The sequence below is a fragment of the Thiomicrospira sp. R3 genome (genome assembly GCF_029581415.1).
Classification (GTDB): domain Bacteria; phylum Pseudomonadota; class Gammaproteobacteria; order Thiomicrospirales; family Thiomicrospiraceae; genus Thiomicrospira.
The window spans coordinates 474,466-491,041 of record NZ_CP121121.1; the positions used below are offsets into that span (position 1 = coordinate 474,466).

17 protein-coding genes are annotated in these 16,576 nt (G+C 46.8%); 5 read left to right on the forward strand and 12 right to left on the reverse strand.

Features of this window, described 5'->3' with window-relative positions; genetic code table 11:
- The first annotated feature begins 193 nt into the window (after positions 1-193).
- Positions 194-1,159: an octaprenyl diphosphate synthase gene (ispB, locus tag P8S55_RS02365; RefSeq protein ID WP_289224692.1), complete on the forward strand. Its 966-nt coding sequence runs from the start codon at positions 194-196 to the stop codon at positions 1,157-1,159.
- On the opposite strand, the gene P8S55_RS02370 is transcribed toward ispB, so the two are convergent.
- The 3 genes from P8S55_RS02370 to P8S55_RS02380 all read right to left on the reverse strand — a co-directional run bounded on the left by P8S55_RS02370 (position 1,156) and on the right by P8S55_RS02380 (position 3,817).
- Positions 1,156-1,728: a hypothetical protein gene (locus P8S55_RS02370; RefSeq protein ID WP_289224693.1), complete on the reverse strand. Its 573-nt coding sequence runs from the start codon at positions 1,726-1,728 to the stop codon at positions 1,156-1,158. The two genes, ispB and P8S55_RS02370, sit on opposite strands and share 4 nt — an antisense overlap.
- A 76-nt stretch (positions 1,729-1,804) precedes the next feature.
- Positions 1,805-2,419, reverse strand: coding sequence for a single-stranded DNA-binding protein (ssb, locus tag P8S55_RS02375; RefSeq protein ID WP_289224694.1), 615 nt, complete (start codon positions 2,417-2,419; stop codon positions 1,805-1,807).
- 3 nt (positions 2,420-2,422) lie between these two features.
- Positions 2,423-3,817 (reverse strand): MFS transporter, encoded by a 1,395-nt coding sequence (locus tag P8S55_RS02380; protein WP_289224695.1) that lies wholly within the window; start codon positions 3,815-3,817, stop codon positions 2,423-2,425.
- A gap of 91 nt (positions 3,818-3,908) precedes the next feature.
- Between P8S55_RS02380 and P8S55_RS02385 the strand changes: the two genes are divergently transcribed.
- Positions 3,909-4,604, forward strand: a complete 696-nt coding sequence (locus P8S55_RS02385; RefSeq protein WP_289224696.1) for an SIMPL domain-containing protein — start codon at positions 3,909-3,911, stop codon at positions 4,602-4,604.
- On the opposite strand, the gene P8S55_RS02390 is transcribed toward P8S55_RS02385, so the two are convergent.
- The 7 genes from P8S55_RS02390 to P8S55_RS02420 all read right to left on the reverse strand — a co-directional run bounded on the left by P8S55_RS02390 (position 4,601) and on the right by P8S55_RS02420 (position 11,116).
- Positions 4,601-6,130 carry a cryptochrome/photolyase family protein gene (locus P8S55_RS02390; protein ID WP_289224697.1) on the reverse strand — a complete coding sequence of 510 codons (1,530 nt, stop codon included), beginning with the start codon at positions 6,128-6,130 and terminating at the stop codon, positions 4,601-4,603. The genes P8S55_RS02385 and P8S55_RS02390 overlap by 4 nt on opposite strands.
- Positions 6,127-6,267 (reverse strand): DUF2256 domain-containing protein, encoded by a 141-nt coding sequence (locus P8S55_RS02395; protein WP_289225295.1) that lies wholly within the window; start codon positions 6,265-6,267, stop codon positions 6,127-6,129. Before P8S55_RS02395 ends, P8S55_RS02390 begins: the two co-directional genes overlap by 4 nt.
- Positions 6,268-6,273: 6 nt before the next feature.
- A complete protein-coding gene (locus P8S55_RS02400) occupies positions 6,274-7,836 on the reverse strand; it encodes an FAD-binding domain-containing protein (protein ID WP_289224698.1) in 1,563 nt (520 codons plus the stop codon).
- 83 nt (positions 7,837-7,919) lie between these two features.
- Positions 7,920-8,228: a hypothetical protein gene (locus P8S55_RS02405; protein WP_289224699.1), complete on the reverse strand. Its 309-nt coding sequence runs from the start codon at positions 8,226-8,228 to the stop codon at positions 7,920-7,922.
- 51 nt (positions 8,229-8,279) lie between these two features.
- Positions 8,280-8,891 carry a flavin reductase family protein gene (locus tag P8S55_RS02410; RefSeq protein ID WP_289224700.1) on the reverse strand — a complete coding sequence of 204 codons (612 nt, stop codon included), beginning with the start codon at positions 8,889-8,891 and terminating at the stop codon, positions 8,280-8,282.
- Positions 8,892-9,115: 224 nt separating this feature from the next.
- Entirely contained in the window at positions 9,116-10,213 is a 1,098-nt protein-coding gene (locus tag P8S55_RS02415; protein WP_289224701.1) for a TonB-dependent receptor domain-containing protein, read from the reverse strand.
- Positions 10,214-10,255: 42 nt separating this feature from the next.
- Positions 10,256-11,116, reverse strand: coding sequence for a TonB-dependent receptor plug domain-containing protein (locus P8S55_RS02420; protein WP_289224702.1), 861 nt, complete (start codon positions 11,114-11,116; stop codon positions 10,256-10,258).
- Between the two features lie 244 nt (positions 11,117-11,360).
- Here P8S55_RS02420 and P8S55_RS02425 point away from each other — a divergent pair, with 244 nt between their 5' ends.
- The 3 genes from P8S55_RS02425 (at position 11,361) to uvrA (ending at position 15,731) form a co-directional block, all read left to right on the forward strand.
- Entirely contained in the window at positions 11,361-11,822 is a 462-nt protein-coding gene (locus P8S55_RS02425) for a cupin domain-containing protein (protein ID WP_289224703.1), read from the forward strand.
- A complete protein-coding gene (locus P8S55_RS02430; protein WP_503010456.1) occupies positions 11,819-12,781 on the forward strand; it encodes a HipA domain-containing protein in 963 nt (320 codons plus the stop codon). Before P8S55_RS02425 ends, P8S55_RS02430 begins: the two co-directional genes overlap by 4 nt.
- 142 nt (positions 12,782-12,923) lie before the next feature.
- A complete protein-coding gene (uvrA, locus tag P8S55_RS02435) occupies positions 12,924-15,731 on the forward strand; it encodes an excinuclease ABC subunit UvrA (protein ID WP_289224705.1) in 2,808 nt (935 codons plus the stop codon).
- A 211-nt stretch (positions 15,732-15,942) separates the two neighbouring features.
- Here uvrA and P8S55_RS02440 read toward each other — a convergent pair whose 3' ends face one another.
- Both P8S55_RS02440 and P8S55_RS02445 read right to left on the reverse strand, forming a co-directional pair.
- On the reverse strand, positions 15,943-16,194 hold the full coding sequence (locus P8S55_RS02440) for a GlsB/YeaQ/YmgE family stress response membrane protein (protein ID WP_289224706.1): 252 nt from the start codon (positions 16,192-16,194) through the stop codon (positions 15,943-15,945).
- A 19-nt stretch (positions 16,195-16,213) separates the two neighbouring features.
- Complete coding sequence (locus P8S55_RS02445; protein ID WP_289224707.1) at positions 16,214-16,405, reverse strand: DUF3185 family protein; 192 nt, start codon at positions 16,403-16,405, stop codon at positions 16,214-16,216.
- Between the last annotated feature and the right edge of the window lie 171 nt (positions 16,406-16,576).

Below are 16,576 nucleotides of genomic sequence, written 5' to 3' on the forward strand. Positions count from 1 at the left end.
AAATTCTGTTAATTGGACGATTCTGCTCGAGCCGTCGCTACAGTAAAAGCGAGATTATATAGATTTTTATTTTGTAGGTCAAAGCAAATAAGAAATATTTTATAAAGTTGCTGAATATTTATTTAGCAAAAAGCTTTTAAATACCTAAGAATCATACTAAACTTCTCTGTTATTTATTTATCAAACTGTATTTATGACACTGAACGAAATTCGCCAACTAATTTTAACGGATATTCAAGCGACCGATCAGCTTATCCTTGACCGCCTTGCTTCGGATGTTGTTTTAATCAATCAAATTGGCCAATACATTATCAATAACGGCGGTAAACGCTTAAGACCCCTTATGGTATTGCTTAGCGCCAAGGCGTGTGGCTATCAAGGACAACACCATCTAATTATGGCGGCGGTTATTGAGTTTATTCACACCTCGACCTTGCTACATGATGATGTGGTCGATGAGTCTGATACTCGGCGCGGTAAAAAAACCGCCAATGAAGTATGGGGCAATGCGGCCAGTGTATTAGTGGGTGATTTTCTCTATTCTCGTTCATTTGAAATGATGGTTGAGCCAGGCTTGATGCGTATTATGCAAGTCATGTCTGAAGCGACCAACATCATTGCAGAAGGTGAAGTACTTCAACTTCTCAACTGCCATGATGCAAATACCGATGAAAAGCGCTATATGGATGTGATTCACCGTAAAACAGCCAAATTATTTGAAGCGGCTGCCCAAATGGGGCCTGTACTGACACAACAACCTGAGCTGGAACACGCTCTCGCTAGTTATGGCTGTCACCTAGGTGCGGCTTTTCAATTGATAGACGATCTACTCGACTACACAGCGAGTGCGGATGATTTAGGCAAAAGTATTGGCGATGACCTAGCCGAGGGCAAGCCGACTTTGCCGTTAATTTATGCGATGCAACACGGCACTGCGCAACAAAAAGAGTTGGTTAAACGTGCAATAGAATCCGAAGGCATTCAATTGCTCAATGAAGTGTCTGAGATTATTCAACAAACAGGCGCCATCGACTTTACTCGTCAGCGAGCGCAACACGAGGCGGAGCTTGCCAAAAGTGCGCTGGCTCCACTCGCTGATTCAGACTATAAATCAGCGCTTATTTCGCTAGCTGATTTAGCCGTAAACCGATCAAACTAACGTCTTTCAATATCTATACCACTTGACATTAACTCAAGCTGAGCTTGTAGGCGCGCCTCTTCTTCTTTCTTACGTGCATCAACAAATAACTTATATAACTCAAGGTTATTTAATTTGGTTTTCCCCCAATCTATTCGACGCAACAACCAACGTGTCATATACTTTATTACTTTCATTTGATCTAACGAATGGTAGAGCATTTCAGGTTTAGGCCGAAGACCGTGCATTCGTTCTACATAAATAGTTTGCATTTGAGCATCTGGCGTAATTAGAATAAAACCATTTTGACTATCATCAAAGCTACTACTGTAGTAAACACGCACTACCCTACCCATACTGTAAATCGCTTTGGATAGGATGGTTGACTCCGCCTTACCGTTTACACCCACCGTATGAATAAAGATATTTTGAGTCTTCAAAGAGCGAAAAAACTGTTCAACCTCGCCAAACTCAACCTCCTTAAATCGCTGCTGGGATAACTGATTGGCATTTTTTACCGAATCTGACCGTCGCTCTAATGATTTAAAGAAGTAAGCTAACGCAGGTGTAATATCTGTTTTATTTGCCATAAACATCACCTCTAGGTTGTTAACGGCTCAAAAATAAAATCCTAAACCCTTATAAAATCCTAAACCCTTAATAACCTCAGAATGGCACGTCGTCGTCGAAATCATTCGGTTGATAAGCTGGGCGCTGTTGTGGCGCAGGTTTTTGAGGCTGCGGCGCAGGGCGTTGAGGAGCTTGCTGAGCACCACCCGCCATAGGCGCTTGAGCATAACCACCCATGGCTGCCTGCTGAGGTCTAGCTTGAGGCGCTTGGGCCTGACCATAACCACCGTCATAACTTTGATCAAAACCCACATCGCCGCCTTGACCATAACTCCCTTGTCCAGCTTGTCCGCCCTGATTGCTACTACGTCCACCTAGCATTTGCATAGTGCCACTGACATCAATCACGACTTCGGTGGTGTATTTATCCTGCCCGGTCGCCTGGTCTTGCCATTTACGGGTTTGCAATTTTCCTTCTAAATAGACTTGCGAACCTTTGGTTAAGTATTGCTGGGCAATCTCAGCCAATTTGCCAAAAATTACCACGCGATGCCATTCGGTGCGCTCTTGTTTTTCGCCCGTTGCGCGGTCATTCCATTGCTCACTGGTAGCGATGCTTAGGTTAGCAATCGCATTGCCATTTGCGGCATAGCGAACTTCCGGATCACGCCCAAGGGTCCCTACTAATATTACTTTATTTACTCCACGCATAACTTACTCTCTCGTTTTAGCTTTTTGAAAATAATCGATAAGGGCCCCTTCACTAACCAATTTTCGGTCAATTTTAAAGTAAGCCTTTTGTTCTTCCGCAATCACGACCGCTTCAAACACGCCCTCATATTCACATAATTTATTTTGTAGGTACTCTACTTCGTCAGGGTTGACTGGGCCGATCGTGACTGATGCAATGCTCCAAGGATTGGGTTTTTGCATGGTTGCCGCTAGTGCAAACCAAATAAACCCAATAATCACCGTAAAAGCAAACACGCCATCATACCCATAATACTGGTAACACAAGCCTCCGACCGCGCCTCCGACCGCCGCACCCATAAACTGGCTACTGGAATAGACGCCCGATGCGGTGCCCTTTTTATCCGCTGGCGATAGTTTGACCACCAAGGATGGCAAAGAGGCCTCTAATACATTAAACGCCGTAAAGAACAACAGCAACCAAAAAAACAACCAGACATAACTCGAATGGAACTGGCTCATACCCAGCTGAGCAAGCGCAATCATCAGAATTGCGCCTGCAAAAATCTGCTTCATGCGTCCTTTTGATTCAGCCTGGATGATCAGCGGCACCATTAATACAAACGAAAGCAACATGACCGGCAAATAAATTTCCCAATGACTTAAGGAGTCCATGCCCGCTTCATCGCGCAACATAAACGGCACCGCAATAAACATGGCTGTCAAAATAGCATGCAAAATAAACACGCCCACATCCAAACGAACCAACTGACCATTCTTTAACACTTCGGCTAACTGGCTAGGTACCGCTTGCGCTTCACGTTGAAACTGCTGGTTTTTAATTTCCGGAACCGCAAATACCACCAACAACATACCCAAAATAGACAAGGCAGCAATCACCCAGAAAATTCCTCGCACACCGATAAATTCGGCTAATAACGGCCCGGCGACCAGTGACAAGGTAAATGACAAGCCAATCGTAATCCCCACAATCGACATAGCACGTAGTCGATAAGACTCACGAACCAGATCCGACACACTCGCCGTCAACACCGCTGCAACAGCGCCCGCCCCTTGAATCGCTCGACCCAAAATCATCACTTCAATCGAATCGGCCAGCGCACAGACAATGGACCCGATCAAAAAAACAAACAATCCAATCAGCATCAGCGGCTTACGGCCAAAACGGTCCGATAGCATGCCATAAGGAATTTGCAATAAGGCCTGGGTTAAACCATAAGCACCAATTGCTAAACCAATTTGTAAACCCGTTATATTAGTAAACTCCTGCTCGGCAAACAGGGCAAATACTGGAAAAATCATAAACAAACCGAGCATGCGCGTAGAAAAAATACCAGCGATTGCAGCAGTTGCACGACGTTCTAGTGGGTTCATTCGACGCGATAAAACTTCAGACATAGTTAACCTTTTTGTTTATCGTCCTGCGAACAGGGAGTAGAATTATATTTTGAAAGATTATACCACCTAGATTAAACCGGAGAACCGCGAAATGAAAATCAACACAATGCGATCAACCCTATCAATGCTAAGCCTAGCCTTGAGTTTAGCCTTACTACCAGGCCTGGTGATGGCGCAGCACAAAATCCATTTTGCGATAACCGAGCAGGCAATGGTTGAAAATGATCGTGTCATCGTGCAGTTTAATGCCCAATTTCAAGCGGATGACGCCCAGGCTGTGAGCCAAAAAGTCAACCAAATGATGCGCCAAGCCATCAGCCAACTCAGTGCCGTTGAACGCTCATTTATTCAAACCGGAAACTACAGCGTACGCCCACAACACAATCGCTCAGGGGTTATTACGCACTGGCAAGGACAACAACAACTCACGCTGACCCTTCCGGTTGAGCTTGATATTAGTGAAATTCTTTCTCGACTCCAACCCTATCTGAGCTACCAGTCGATGCAGGCAGACATTAGCCATCAAAAACGCACTGAAGCCGAACAAGCCCTCATTCAGCAAGCCTTAAAAAACTATCAACACCAAGCCAAACTCATTGCTAAAAGCTTCAACCAAGCTGAATACACACTACTCGAAACCCATATACAAACACAGCGACAGGCTCGACATTACGCCCAACCCCGTATGGCTTTAGCGTCTTCAGCAATGGAAAGTGCGCCCATAATCGAAGCTGGCGAAAATATTGTCAGCGTCAATATAAGCGGTATTTTAGCCCTTGAAGATTAAGCCAAACTAAGTCGCAGCTGCACAATCTGCTGTTCAATCTGCTGGCGTTTTTCGTCACTCATCGCGTCTAGGTGCCGTACCTGCATCCCTAAGCGCGGATGGCCTCGAAACCGTTCTTGATGCTGTTCAATAAACCCCCAATAGAGGGTGGTAAAGGGGCAGGCCTGCTGACCGGTTGCTTCTTTGGGTTTATAACGACAGGTTTGGCAATAGCCCGACATTTTATCAATATACTGCCCGCTGGCAATATAGGGTTTGCTGGCCATCAAACCGCCATCGGCAAATTGGCTCATGCCCAACACGTTGGGCAATTCCACCCACTCCACCGCATCGACATACATGGCTAAATACCACTCGTGCACCTGCTCAGGCTTCGCTTGCCATAACAAAGCAAACAACCCAGTCACCATCAAACGCTGAATATGATGGCCATAGCCATGCTCCAACACTTGGCCGATCGAATCTTTCAAACAAGCCATCTCGGTCTGACCTGTCCAATAAAAAGCCGGTAAATCCTGCTGCGCATCCAAGGCATTCATAGTTAACCAATCCGGCATATAGGACCAGTACAAGCCGCGCACATATTCGCGCCAGCCTAAAATTTGCCGAACAAAACCCTCTACCGCATTCAAAGGCGCACGCCCTTGTTGATACGCCTGCTCGGCAGCGGCAATCACTTCTCGCGGATTCAGTAACTTTAAATTAAGCGCCACAGCTAATAACGAATGATACAACCAGGCCTGGTTCGGCCACATCGCATCCTGATAGTCGCCAAACTTTGCTAACCGATAAGTAATAAAGTCGTCCAAGGCTTGTAACGCCTGCACACGGGTCACCGGCCAAGCAAAGTTGTCTAGCTGTCCAGGATGCGCGGCAAACAGCGTTTTAACCTGTAGCCTTACCGACTCAGTAATCGCATCGGGCGCGAACCGCAACGGAAGCGGTACAGCTTGTGGGCCTGCCTTGCCAAAACTCTGCCGGTTGTCGGCATCATAATTCCACTTGCCACCCAGCGGCTTTTTGCCATCCATTAAAATACCCGTGCGTTGGCGCAAGGTGCGATACCAATATTCCATCGTCGGTTTTTTACGCCCCGTGAGCCAGGCTTTAAACTCACCGGGTTCAGCAATAAAATGGTTATCTGGCTGAATACTCAGCGCAATAGCCGCCTGATGACAGGCTGTTTTTATTTGCTGCAGCACCCGATAATCACCCGGTACGACCAACTCAACCGAGCCGACTGGATGGCGAGATAAAAAATCACCCAAAGCCTGCTCAAAACTCGCAAAATCATGACTACCCAACTGAAAATAATGCAACGACCAGGCCTGGTGGCGCAAGGTCTGGGCAAAATGGCGCATGGCACTTAAAAACAGGGTAATCCGTTGTGGATGTGATTTAACATGCGTTGACTCCGCCATGACTTCAGCCATCCACACCGCATCCTGCTGCGGATCAAAATCCTGCCAAATCCCTGAATCCTGATTCAGTTGATCACCCAGCACTACAACCAGTTTTCTAATCATGTTTTTTTTCGTGTTCTACGGCAACGTTCAGAGCAATAGATCACCTGCCCCCAGTCTTTTGCCCATTTTTTACGCCACACAAACGGACGCTGACACACTGGGCAAATTTTGCTTGGCAATTCCGATTTCTTGCGCATTTTCATTTAAAACAAACTCAATTGTGGGCTATCTGCTGAACCATCGCTCGGTTTAACTTTATGACGGGTGGCGCGCTTTAAACGACTGCCATGCTGTATATAGACTTTTTTCGCTTGATCCTTGGCACTAGGCTGTTTACGTAAGGCGGACAGTTTCTGCTTTGCCGTACGCGCCGAGACATCTAAGTCGACAATAGGCCAAGGATAGTTCTGCCCCAGCACCAGGCCTGCTTGCGCCAACCACTCAGGTGCCACCTCCCAGGGCGCATGGATAAATGCGGGTTCTAAAGCGGCTAATTCTGGGCACCACTGACGAATAAACTGTCCATCGGGGTCATGATCTTGCGACTGCTTAACTGGGTTGTAAACGCGCATCGCATTAATCCCCGTGGTGCCGGATTGCATTTGCACTTGTGAATAATGAATCCCCGGTTCATAGTCGGTAAATAATCGCGCCAATAAAGGCGCGGTTTGTCGCCAATCTAACCACAATTGATAACTGGCAAAGCTCATCACCATCGCGCGCATCCGAAACGCCAACCAACCCGAATGACGCAAACAGCGCATACACGCATCTACCAAGGGCACACCGGTTTGCCCCGTGTACCAGGCCTGCAAAAAACCAACATTTAACTCGGTTCGCAATAACTCGGTATCTGCCTGCAAACACTTAAACTCTAGTTCTGGTTCAGTTTCCAGCTTTTGCATAAAATGGCTTTGCCAATGCAAGCGCGAAATAAATGCCGTCAATGCCCGCTTGTTCCGCTCGGCGACCTGGGCGCGCGCCTTAAAAGCCGCCTGCATCACCTCCCGAATCGACAGGCTGCCCCAAGCCAAATGCGGACTAAGCCGTGAACTTGATTGGCGAGAGGCCAAGGGTTTTGAAATGTCATAAAGATAACGACCGAGATGTCGTTGTAAAAAATCATCTAAGCGCACCACACCTCGCGAGCGACCACCCGGCTGACTAAGCTCATTCGGCTCAATCGGTGCGGGTAAATAGGCCGAGGTGTAATCGGCTAACAACGACTTAGTTAAAACAGGCGTTTTCACCAGGCCTGCTAGAGACTTAGGAGGCGAAACTAAAGGTTGATTAAAAAACAGCTGCGCCCATCCCTGCCAGTCATCCCGGTCTAATCGCCCACGATAAATCGGCTGCTGAGAATACTCATGCCATACAATAGACCGGGTTTTTAAAAACGCAGCGACCGCCCTATCCCGCTCAAAAGTCCAGTTATTGCCGGTTTCTTGATGCGACCAAACCGCCTCGATTTCAAACTGCACCGCAAGCTGTTGCAGCACCTCTCGCACGTCACCCACAGCAAACCACAAGCCCTGGCCTAGCTTACGCAAGTCAACATCCAGCTCGATTAAACAGTCCGCAATAAACCGCCATTGGCGCAAGCTGGCATCTGGTTGCTGCCATAGTTCAGGCTCAAAAATGTAAACCGGTAGAATAGCTGCGCGCTTAGCCGCTTGCGCAAGAGGCGCATGATCAAAAACGCGTAAATCACGCTTAAACCATACGAGTTGTACACTGGGCTTGTGTTGATTAGCCGGTTTATCCACAACCTAGCCCAAAAATTTACAAGAACTCAATTAAGGTTTTTTCAGTCGTCACTACACAATACATCGTCGCTCCTTAACCCGCATTAAGTGGGTAAGTGAAAGTTTGTCCATATTAATTGGTGAGCAAATTTTTTGGTAAAGTTATCCGCATCCACATCATCAATCCATTCTGGCTCACGCATCCCACCCGGATAATAAGCATAACCAATTTTATATTCTTCACCCATGCGCCCAAGTACAAAGGTTAATTTGGCACGGGTAGCACTAAAAATCAGTGAACAAGTCTTATTCGGGTTTATTTCGCAACGCAGCACCGGGGTTCCGGCATCACTTAAGCCCGCCGAATCGGCTTGTGCTTGCAATAGGCTATACAGCTGTTCGTATTCAGTCATCAGTTATCTCGTTTTTCCCAACCAAAAGAATCATTGTACTAAAAACTACCGCTAAGGGTGAGCCTGCTCAAAGGATGCAAAGTGTTCTAGCCGATAATAATTATTTAAACCACTGATACCGACACTATTTAAAGCCGTTAAATCTAGCCCGCCATCGGGCGTATAGTGCGGCTGCTCAATCCATACCTGTTCAATTTCCCCAACAATAATTACAGTGCTGTTATGTTTCACCGGTATTTCATCCACAAAGCGCAAGCCATATCTTACGGGCGATTCAGCAACAAAAGGGGCTGAAAAACCCGGTAGAAAAACAGGCGTTAGTCCCGTGACCTCGAACTCGGAAGTTTCAAGTGAGTATTTGGCCGAAGTCTGATGCGCCTTATGAACCCAATCAGGTTGAACATGGTTTAACGTATAACAACCCTTGTTAATCAGGTTATCATAACTGTGGCGTGGCACATCTCCCTTAGAACGCAATACCATGCCAATCAGCGGTGGCGCGCTACCCAAATGAAACACCGAGCTAAATAACGCTAAATTTGTTCGCCCCAGATCATCAATCGTTCCCACCAAATTAGCGGGCTTGATACCGGTAATCGAATTGATCAGATGAATTTGTTGAGTTTTAGAAAGCTTCGCTAAATCTTGGGCGGTTAAGTGCATAGAGAACTCGCAGTAGGCAAGGATAAAAATATGGTTTAAAATTTTGTTAAAGTTTAGACTAATCAGGCCTGGTTAAACGTGAATAAAGTGCGCAAGCCTTCCACATAACGCTCAAAGGCTTGCCATAAGTTAGTCACCCCGGCGCGCCAGACAGGAGTAGCGCCACTCCAAGTTCAAGACCGATAGTGAGTAAAACTGCACTTATTCTCCAAGACTAAGACTTACTAAAAGTCGTATCTAACCGACAAGCGAATGTCCCGACCCGGCTCCTCGGTTGCAAAACCGTCTTGCTCCAAGGTGGTGTGGTTGATATATTTTCTATCAAGTAAATTATTCACAGCGAACGCAAGCGAAAGGTTTTTTGTCGCATCCCACTTGGCTTGAACGTCATGGAGGATATAACCTGGACGCTTCATACGGTTATTCGGTGGGTTGTTCAGTGCTTCAACAGAAGTTAAGGTGTAGCCTAAAGCCCAGCCCTGATTAAGGTAAAATTGATTATCCCAAACCAAGGTATCGCCTGTTGGCGCACCGGTTCTGGCGGCAAAATGCATTTGCGGTGGTAAGTTATCGATATCGGTATGCGTGTAAGATACACGCGAATCTAAGCGCCCGCCTTTCCAGCCTGCTTTTAAGGTATAGCCTTGCACCTCGTAGGTTTGACCATAGTTATAAATTTGATCAACTTGACGGCTCCCCATGCCTCCTTCACCCGCTTCATGACGATATAAAATCATGTTTTCGATCTCTGTTTGGAAGAGGGTTAAATCGGCGTGCCATGCCCCACCCATAAATTGACTATTACGTTGGTCATAACGTAAGCCCAGTTCATAATGACGCGCGGTTTCCGCCTTAGCGGTTATGTCCGCATCGTCTTTAACAGCACGAGCAAAATGAATCGGAATATTGCCATAGCCTCTTGCCGACTCGCCATAACCACCATAGGTTTTTATTTCATTTGTCCAGGCATAGCTGACACTGGCATTAAGTGAGGTTTCGCTGCCTTTCAAAGTTTTACCTATATAGCGAGAGCTATAATCATCAACCCGAATGCCATAAGACAATAACCATGCGTCATGACTCATGCGGTTTTGAGCAAACAAACCCAAGTTTTGATAATGAATGACCTTTGAATTTGAACGCTGCCAACCGGATGTGGCATTAGTAAACGCACCACCCACCTCATCATAGTAATCTCCACCAGCGGTCAATTTATTATCAAAACCCAGAGCACTAAACGCCCATGTATTAGCAAGCTTACCGCCTTGAATTTCACTAGTGAATCGACTTCCACCATCAACCTTCCATTCAGTATCACTCACATAAAACTGGGTTTCTAAATTAATAGCATCAGAAAGAGGGTTTCAACGGTGATTTAAAGTTACAGTTTCTCTTGCCACCGTTTGATCTACCGGTGGCATTCTATTTCGCCCCTCCCATACACCCGGGTGATAAGGATAGTCACCACGCTGTTGATAACTTAAACCTTCAGTGGTATTTTTTTCATAACCCACTCGTAAAGTTTGATCCCGCCAGTCCAACAAACTCAACTTCACGAGAAAATTACGATCTTCATAAGCTGAATACGGAATCTTATTGCCACCACCAATGCGGGTATTTTCGGCATTGGTGCCGCCAAAATAAACCAGCGCACCCAGCCTATCGGAAAACTCTGAAAATACAGCGGTATTAAAGGTTTTACTCTCCGCCGCAGAGCCATAGCCGCCTTTAACAAAAGCGCCTACAGGTTGACCAGGTGCCAATAAATCCTGCGCATCCATTGTTTCAAATTTAACTGAACCACCTAAGGCACCCGGCCCCTCATCCGCCGCAACTACACCGGCACTGACTTCCACTTTTTTCAAGATTGCCGGATCAACACCTGTTATACCACCACGATGATTATGTAAGTTTTGACCCTGCTGCGCACCATCCACTGTGACTGACAAGTTACTGGATTCGATGCCACGTACGTGAAGACGACGAGCTTGACGATCACCCCCGCCAACCGTTACAGACGACTCCCCGCTAAAAAGATCTTTTAACTCTCTGGCTTGTGTTCGCTCAATTCGCTCAACAATGATTTCAGAGTTTGACAAGTCTTTAACAACGGTTACTGAAGGCAGGCTAGTCACTGAGTTTTCAACATCGTCCAACTTCTCCGCTAAAACGGCTGAAGTGACGAGTGACGTACAACAAAAAACAACTAAAGGCTTTAGACGCATAAGGGACCTCTTAAAATTTAGAATTAACAAAAATATAGGCAAATCTAATTGATAACGACTTTCATTTTATCAGTAGAAGATATATTATCAATAACCATTTCTATTTTTCTTTACTTTAAGATCTGTTACGGGTTAAACTTTCTGCAACTGACACAGATAAAACTCTTGCAAACAAGCTGAGCGAATTAAGGTCTGCCAACTTGAACCACCAACCCATCATGTTTCAAACCCAAAGGAGACAACAATGAAATCACTTAGTCCACTGAAAGTTTTAACGCTCGCCACGGCTATGCTGATGCCTTTTGCAACGCATGCCGAAACGGCCACACTCAACACGGTGAAAGCTGATCTACACAAAATACCCTCTCAAGCCAGATCAGCCGGCAGCGTAACCCAGCTCGCCACCGACCAACAGGGGCAGGGTTTAGTCATGCTGCGTTCTTTAAAAAAAGGGGATGTAACTCCGCCCCACAAAACAGGCACTCAAGCCGTTCGACTCGGGGTTGTCGTGTCGGGCGTGATTTATCACGGTGTGGGTGAAACGCTCGATCTAAGCAAAGAAACCGCCTATCATCCAGGTGATGTTATTTTAATGTCAGCGAGCCATACTTATTGGATGGCTGCACGCGATGCAGATGCCAGCATTATGTTTACCTTTGTCCCCCCCGCGCAACTCAACCCTGCCCTGCTTGAGCAGATGAAATAAAAACGGCACCAAAAGGTTTTTTGGGCAAAAAAATTGCTGAGCAGTTATCCCGCGTCGATGAAAGTTTTCCTGCGCACTTAAAAGATTGGAAAACCGAGCATATTGGACGTTACTTACTGGCTAACACTGACAACAACATTGGTAATTTAAAACTTGGGTATAATGCAGCCCTGCAGTTGCAGGCTCCTTTCGCACAGCATTCACGCAAGGAATACACCTCGCTCGCCGACCCTATTATGGATGAAGATGTCCTGCTCTCCGCTGCGGGTGGTGAGCATCAAAAGTTCGCCACCTTCTGCACTGAGATTGATACGCATGTCATTGTTAAGTTTTCACCCAAGGGCGACGATGCCAACGCGCGCCGCTGGAAAGATGTGCTTATTACCGAACATTATGCCGCCAAAGCCATAAATGAAACCGGCTTTGTGAGCGCCGCCAAAACCCATATTTTCGAGGATGGCGAGCGCCTGTTTCTTGAATCCAAGCGTTTTGACCGATCAGCTAAACACGGACGGCGCTCCATGCTATCACTGGAAGTGATTGGCGCAGAATTCGTGGGATCCGGCGTAAGCTGGATGGTCAGTTGTTTTCAACTTTTACAGCAAGACTTAATCAGTGAACAGGACTATATCAAGGTTGAGTTTTTGTCGGCCTTTGCGCGATATATCCATAATACGGATACACATCTAGGTAATATCAGCTTTGCAGCCCATCGAGAAGGCTTCTCGCTTTTACCGATTTATGACATGTGTTCTATGGGGTTCGCGCCCACAAGTAATGGTGAGGTGGCACCGCTAGGATTTAATTGGCCGGAATCCGTTAACGTCAAAAAAGTAGCGCTTAATGGCGTAAAACACTGCGCAACGCGCTTTTGGAACTACCTCGCTCAAGAACCTCTGCTTTCCGAGGCGTTCAGGCAATTTATTCACCAAAAGGTTATCCCGCAAATCCCCACTTAAGCAAGAGCCTTACACCCGATTTAAGAACTTACACCCGATTTAAGAAATAAAGTATGCTCCTATTAACCAGGCCTGGTTGCATACCGGGTGAAAAAACGAATCATGCTATAATTATCCCTTTGCTTAATTTAACGGGTTGACCATGCTTGAGAACATTATTATTCGCGGCGCGCGAACGCACAATTTAAAGAATATTGATGTCACTTTACCGCGCGACAAGCTGATTGTGATTACCGGCTTATCGGGTTCAGGGAAGTCGTCCTTGGCGTTCGATACCATTTATGCCGAAGGTCAACGCCGTTATGTTGAATCCTTGTCGGCCTATGCCCGTCAGTTCTTGTCGGTGATGGAAAAACCCGATTTAGACCATATCGAAGGCTTATCGCCGGCGATTTCGATTGAGCAAAAATCCACCTCACACAATCCGCGCTCAACAGTGGGTACGGTAACCGAAATTTACGATTATTTGCGCCTGCTTTTTGCTCGCGCTGGCACGCCACGCTGCCCAACCCACCATGTCGATTTAGAAGCGCAAACCGTTAGCCAAATGGTCGACCGCACGCTAGAACTGCCAGAAGGCACCAAGTGCCTGCTGGTTTCACCCGTGATTCGCGGTCGCAAAGGCGAACACGCCAACCTGCTCGACGAACTGCAAGCCCAAGGCTTTATTCGTGCGCGGGTCAATGGGCGGCTGATGGATTTAGATGGCAGCATTACGCTCGATAAAAACAAAAAACATGATATTGAAGTGGTGATTGATCGCTTCAAAGTACGCGACGACCTAAAACAGCGCTTGGCGGAGTCGTTTGAAACGGCATTGCGTTTATCCGATGGCTTAGCGCGCGTGGTGCCGATGGATGAAGAGGATGACTTTGAACTGCTGTTTTCCGACAAGTTTTCTTGTCCGCATTGTGGCTATAGCGTGCCCGAACTTGAACCACGTTTGTTCTCGTTTAACAATCCGCATGGCGCTTGCCCAACCTGCGACGGCTTGGGCATCAAAGAAAACTTTGATCCTGCACGGGTGATTACTCACCCCGAGTTGAGTCTTGCGGGTGGTGCAATTCGTGGCTGGGATCGTCGTCACAAGTATTATTATGATATTTTGCTAGCGGTCGCGACGCATTATGGCTTTGATATGGAAACCCCTTGGGGCGAATTGGATGAGAAATTTCAGAAAGTCGTGTTATTTGGCTCAGGGCGTGACAAGCTAGCCTTGCCGCATGGTCGCTATGCGCAGGTGCGTCGTTTTGAAGGGGTACTGCCCAATATGGAGCGCCGTTACACCGAAACCGACAGCAAAACCGTGCGCGATGAACTCGATAAATACCGCCTCACCTCACCCTGTAAAACCTGTGGCGGTGAACGTTTAAACGAAGCCGCGCGTCATGTGTTTTTTGCCGACATCACGCTACCCAAGCTAACCCGCAAATCCGTTGGAGATTTGTATGACTTTTTTGACCAGCTGAGTTTGACCGGTTCAAAAGGCCAAATCGCCGCGCCGATTTTAAAAGAAGTGCGCGAGCGTTTGTCGTTTTTGGTGAATGTGGGGCTAAACTACCTCACGCTCGATCGCAGCGCCGACACTTTATCGGGCGGCGAAGCACAGCGTATTCGCCTCGCCAGCCAAATTGGCGCAGGCCTGGTGGGCGTGATGTATGTGTTGGATGAACCCTCGATTGGCTTGCATCAACGTGACAATGACCGTTTGCTTAAAACCCTGACCCATTTGCGCGATTTGGGCAATACCGTGATTGTGGTCGAACATGACGAAGATGCGATTCGTGCCGCTGACTATGTGCTTGATATCGGCCCGGGTGCTGGGATTCACGGCGGACGCATTATGGCACAAGGCACCCCCGCTGAAGTCACCAACAACCCCCAATCGCTCACAGGGCAGTACCTTAAGGGTAGCCGCAAGATTGAAATCCCCAAAGCGCGCATTAAACCCGGTAAAAACTGGCTCAAAATCATCGGCGCAACAGGCAACAACCTTAAAAACGTCACGCTGGAAATTCCAGCAGGCCTGCTTACTTGCATTACAGGCGTTTCGGGTTCGGGTAAATCGACTTTAATTAACGAAACCCTGAGCAAAATCGCCGCCCGTGATTTGAATGGTGCGCTGAATGAACCCGCCGCCCATGACAAGGTAGAAGGCATCCAACATTTTGATAAGGCAGTCAATATTGACCAAAGCCCAATCGGCCGTACCCCACGCTCCAACCCCGCCACCTATACCGGTTTATTCACCCCGATTCGCGAGCTACTTTCCGCCACACCGGAAGCCCGCGCACGGGGCTACAACCCAGGGCGCTTTAGCTTTAATGTTAAAGGCGGACGTTGTGAAGCCTGTCAAGGCGATGGCGTAATCAAAGTAGAAATGCATTTTTTACCGGATATTTATGTGCCTTGTGATGTCTGCCATGGCAAGCGTTACAACCGCGAAACCTTACAGATTCAATATAAAGCCAAAACCATCCATGATATTTTGGAGCTAACGGTTGAAGATGCGCGGGCGTTTTTTGATGCGATTCCCGCACTGGCACGCAAGCTTCAAACCCTGATGGATGTCGGCCTGGGCTACATTAAACTTGGCCAAAGCGCCACCACCTTATCAGGCGGTGAAGCCCAACGGGTTAAATTAGCCAAAGAACTGTCGAAACGCGATACGGGCAATACGCTGTATATTTTGGACGAACCCACCACCGGCTTGCATTTTCACGATATTGAACAACTGATGAAAGTGGTCTATGAATTACGCGATCGCGGCAATACGATTGTGATTATCGAACATAATCTGGATGTGATTAAAACCGCCGACTGGTTGGTTGATTTAGGGCCAGAAGGTGGCGATGGCGGTGGCCAAATCATCGCCACCGGCACGCCTGAAGCGGTCGCCAATAACCCCGATTCGCATACTGGGTATTATTTGAAAACCTGGTTGAAGTGATAATTTAAGCATTCAAGCTTTTATATCCTTTTTATATCTAAGAGAGATGCGCTAGAGTTTGAAGCGCTTGCTTAACCTCCTGAATGTTTAAAACAGGCGCTGTTCTTTAATTACTCGCCAGAACAGCGCTACTTTGCCTTTAAAGCAGTCCTCTCACGGAGCGTTATTAATCACCTCTACCGCGAGGAAAAGTCTTTATCAATAAATTGCGCTAGGCTTTTTTAACGATACTGATAATAGACAGTAATATTACAGCACCAATTACGGCCATAATGATCCCACCTAACAAACCACCCGTGGTAATGCCGAAAAAGCCGAACACGAGTCCACCCATAACAGCTCCGACCACACCTACGACAATATTACCAATAATGCCAAAACCACTTCCTTTCGTTATAAAACCTGCTAGCCAGCCGACCAGCGCACCCACCGCTAAAAAGACAACTAAGTTAATAATATCCATACCTTACAGTGCCTCATATTTAACTTTTAATAAAAAGGTATGAGCCAATTACAAATCCGGCGGCGCCTACTATATATAAAGCTACTACCTTATTGGTGTCTGACCCTGTAACCGCTTTGGTTACTTCTGAAGCTATAGAGTTTGATAGCTGGAATCCCCATAATGCAAGACCCACTCCAATAACGATTAAAACAAGTCCGATAATTTTCATTCCACTTTCCTTATTGTGCATAACGGTGAATTAAGCATGATCTACTCCAGATAATTGTAAACAAGATGTCATGTTTAGGCTTTAAACGAGAATAGGCTAACTTGATACTAGTCTCGTTCTTCACATAACACAATGTTTTACTTTAAATAATACAGGTCCCCTTACGTTGAG

What these genes read in the sequence shown, in the direction of transcription:
- ispB (WP_289224692.1), top strand. Translation starts at nt 194, where the DNA reads ATGACACTGAACGAAATTCGCCAACTAATTTTAACGGATATTCAAGCG.
- P8S55_RS02370 (WP_289224693.1), bottom strand. Translation starts at nt 1,728, where the DNA reads ATGGCAAATAAAACAGATATTACACCTGCGTTAGCTTACTTCTTTAAA.
- uvrA (WP_289224705.1), top strand. Translation starts at nt 12,924, where the DNA reads ATGCTTGAGAACATTATTATTCGCGGCGCGCGAACGCACAATTTAAAG.
- P8S55_RS02405 (WP_289224699.1), bottom strand. Translation starts at nt 8,228, where the DNA reads ATGACTGAATACGAACAGCTGTATAGCCTATTGCAAGCACAAGCCGAT.
- P8S55_RS02410 (WP_289224700.1), bottom strand. Translation starts at nt 8,891, where the DNA reads ATGCACTTAACCGCCCAAGATTTAGCGAAGCTTTCTAAAACTCAACAA.
- P8S55_RS02425 (WP_289224703.1), top strand. Translation starts at nt 11,361, where the DNA reads ATGAAATCACTTAGTCCACTGAAAGTTTTAACGCTCGCCACGGCTATG.
- P8S55_RS02445 (WP_289224707.1), bottom strand. Translation starts at nt 16,405, where the DNA reads ATGAAAATTATCGGACTTGTTTTAATCGTTATTGGAGTGGGTCTTGCA.
- ssb (WP_289224694.1), bottom strand. Translation starts at nt 2,419, where the DNA reads ATGCGTGGAGTAAATAAAGTAATATTAGTAGGGACCCTTGGGCGTGAT.
- P8S55_RS02380 (WP_289224695.1), bottom strand. Translation starts at nt 3,817, where the DNA reads ATGTCTGAAGTTTTATCGCGTCGAATGAACCCACTAGAACGTCGTGCA.
- P8S55_RS02385 (WP_289224696.1), top strand. Translation starts at nt 3,909, where the DNA reads ATGAAAATCAACACAATGCGATCAACCCTATCAATGCTAAGCCTAGCC.
- P8S55_RS02390 (WP_289224697.1), bottom strand. Translation starts at nt 6,130, where the DNA reads ATGATTAGAAAACTGGTTGTAGTGCTGGGTGATCAACTGAATCAGGAT.
- P8S55_RS02395 (WP_289225295.1), bottom strand. Translation starts at nt 6,267, where the DNA reads ATGCGCAAGAAATCGGAATTGCCAAGCAAAATTTGCCCAGTGTGTCAG.
- P8S55_RS02440 (WP_289224706.1), bottom strand. Translation starts at nt 16,194, where the DNA reads ATGGATATTATTAACTTAGTTGTCTTTTTAGCGGTGGGTGCGCTGGTC.
- P8S55_RS02420 (WP_289224702.1), bottom strand. Translation starts at nt 11,116, where the DNA reads ATGCGTCTAAAGCCTTTAGTTGTTTTTTGTTGTACGTCACTCGTCACT.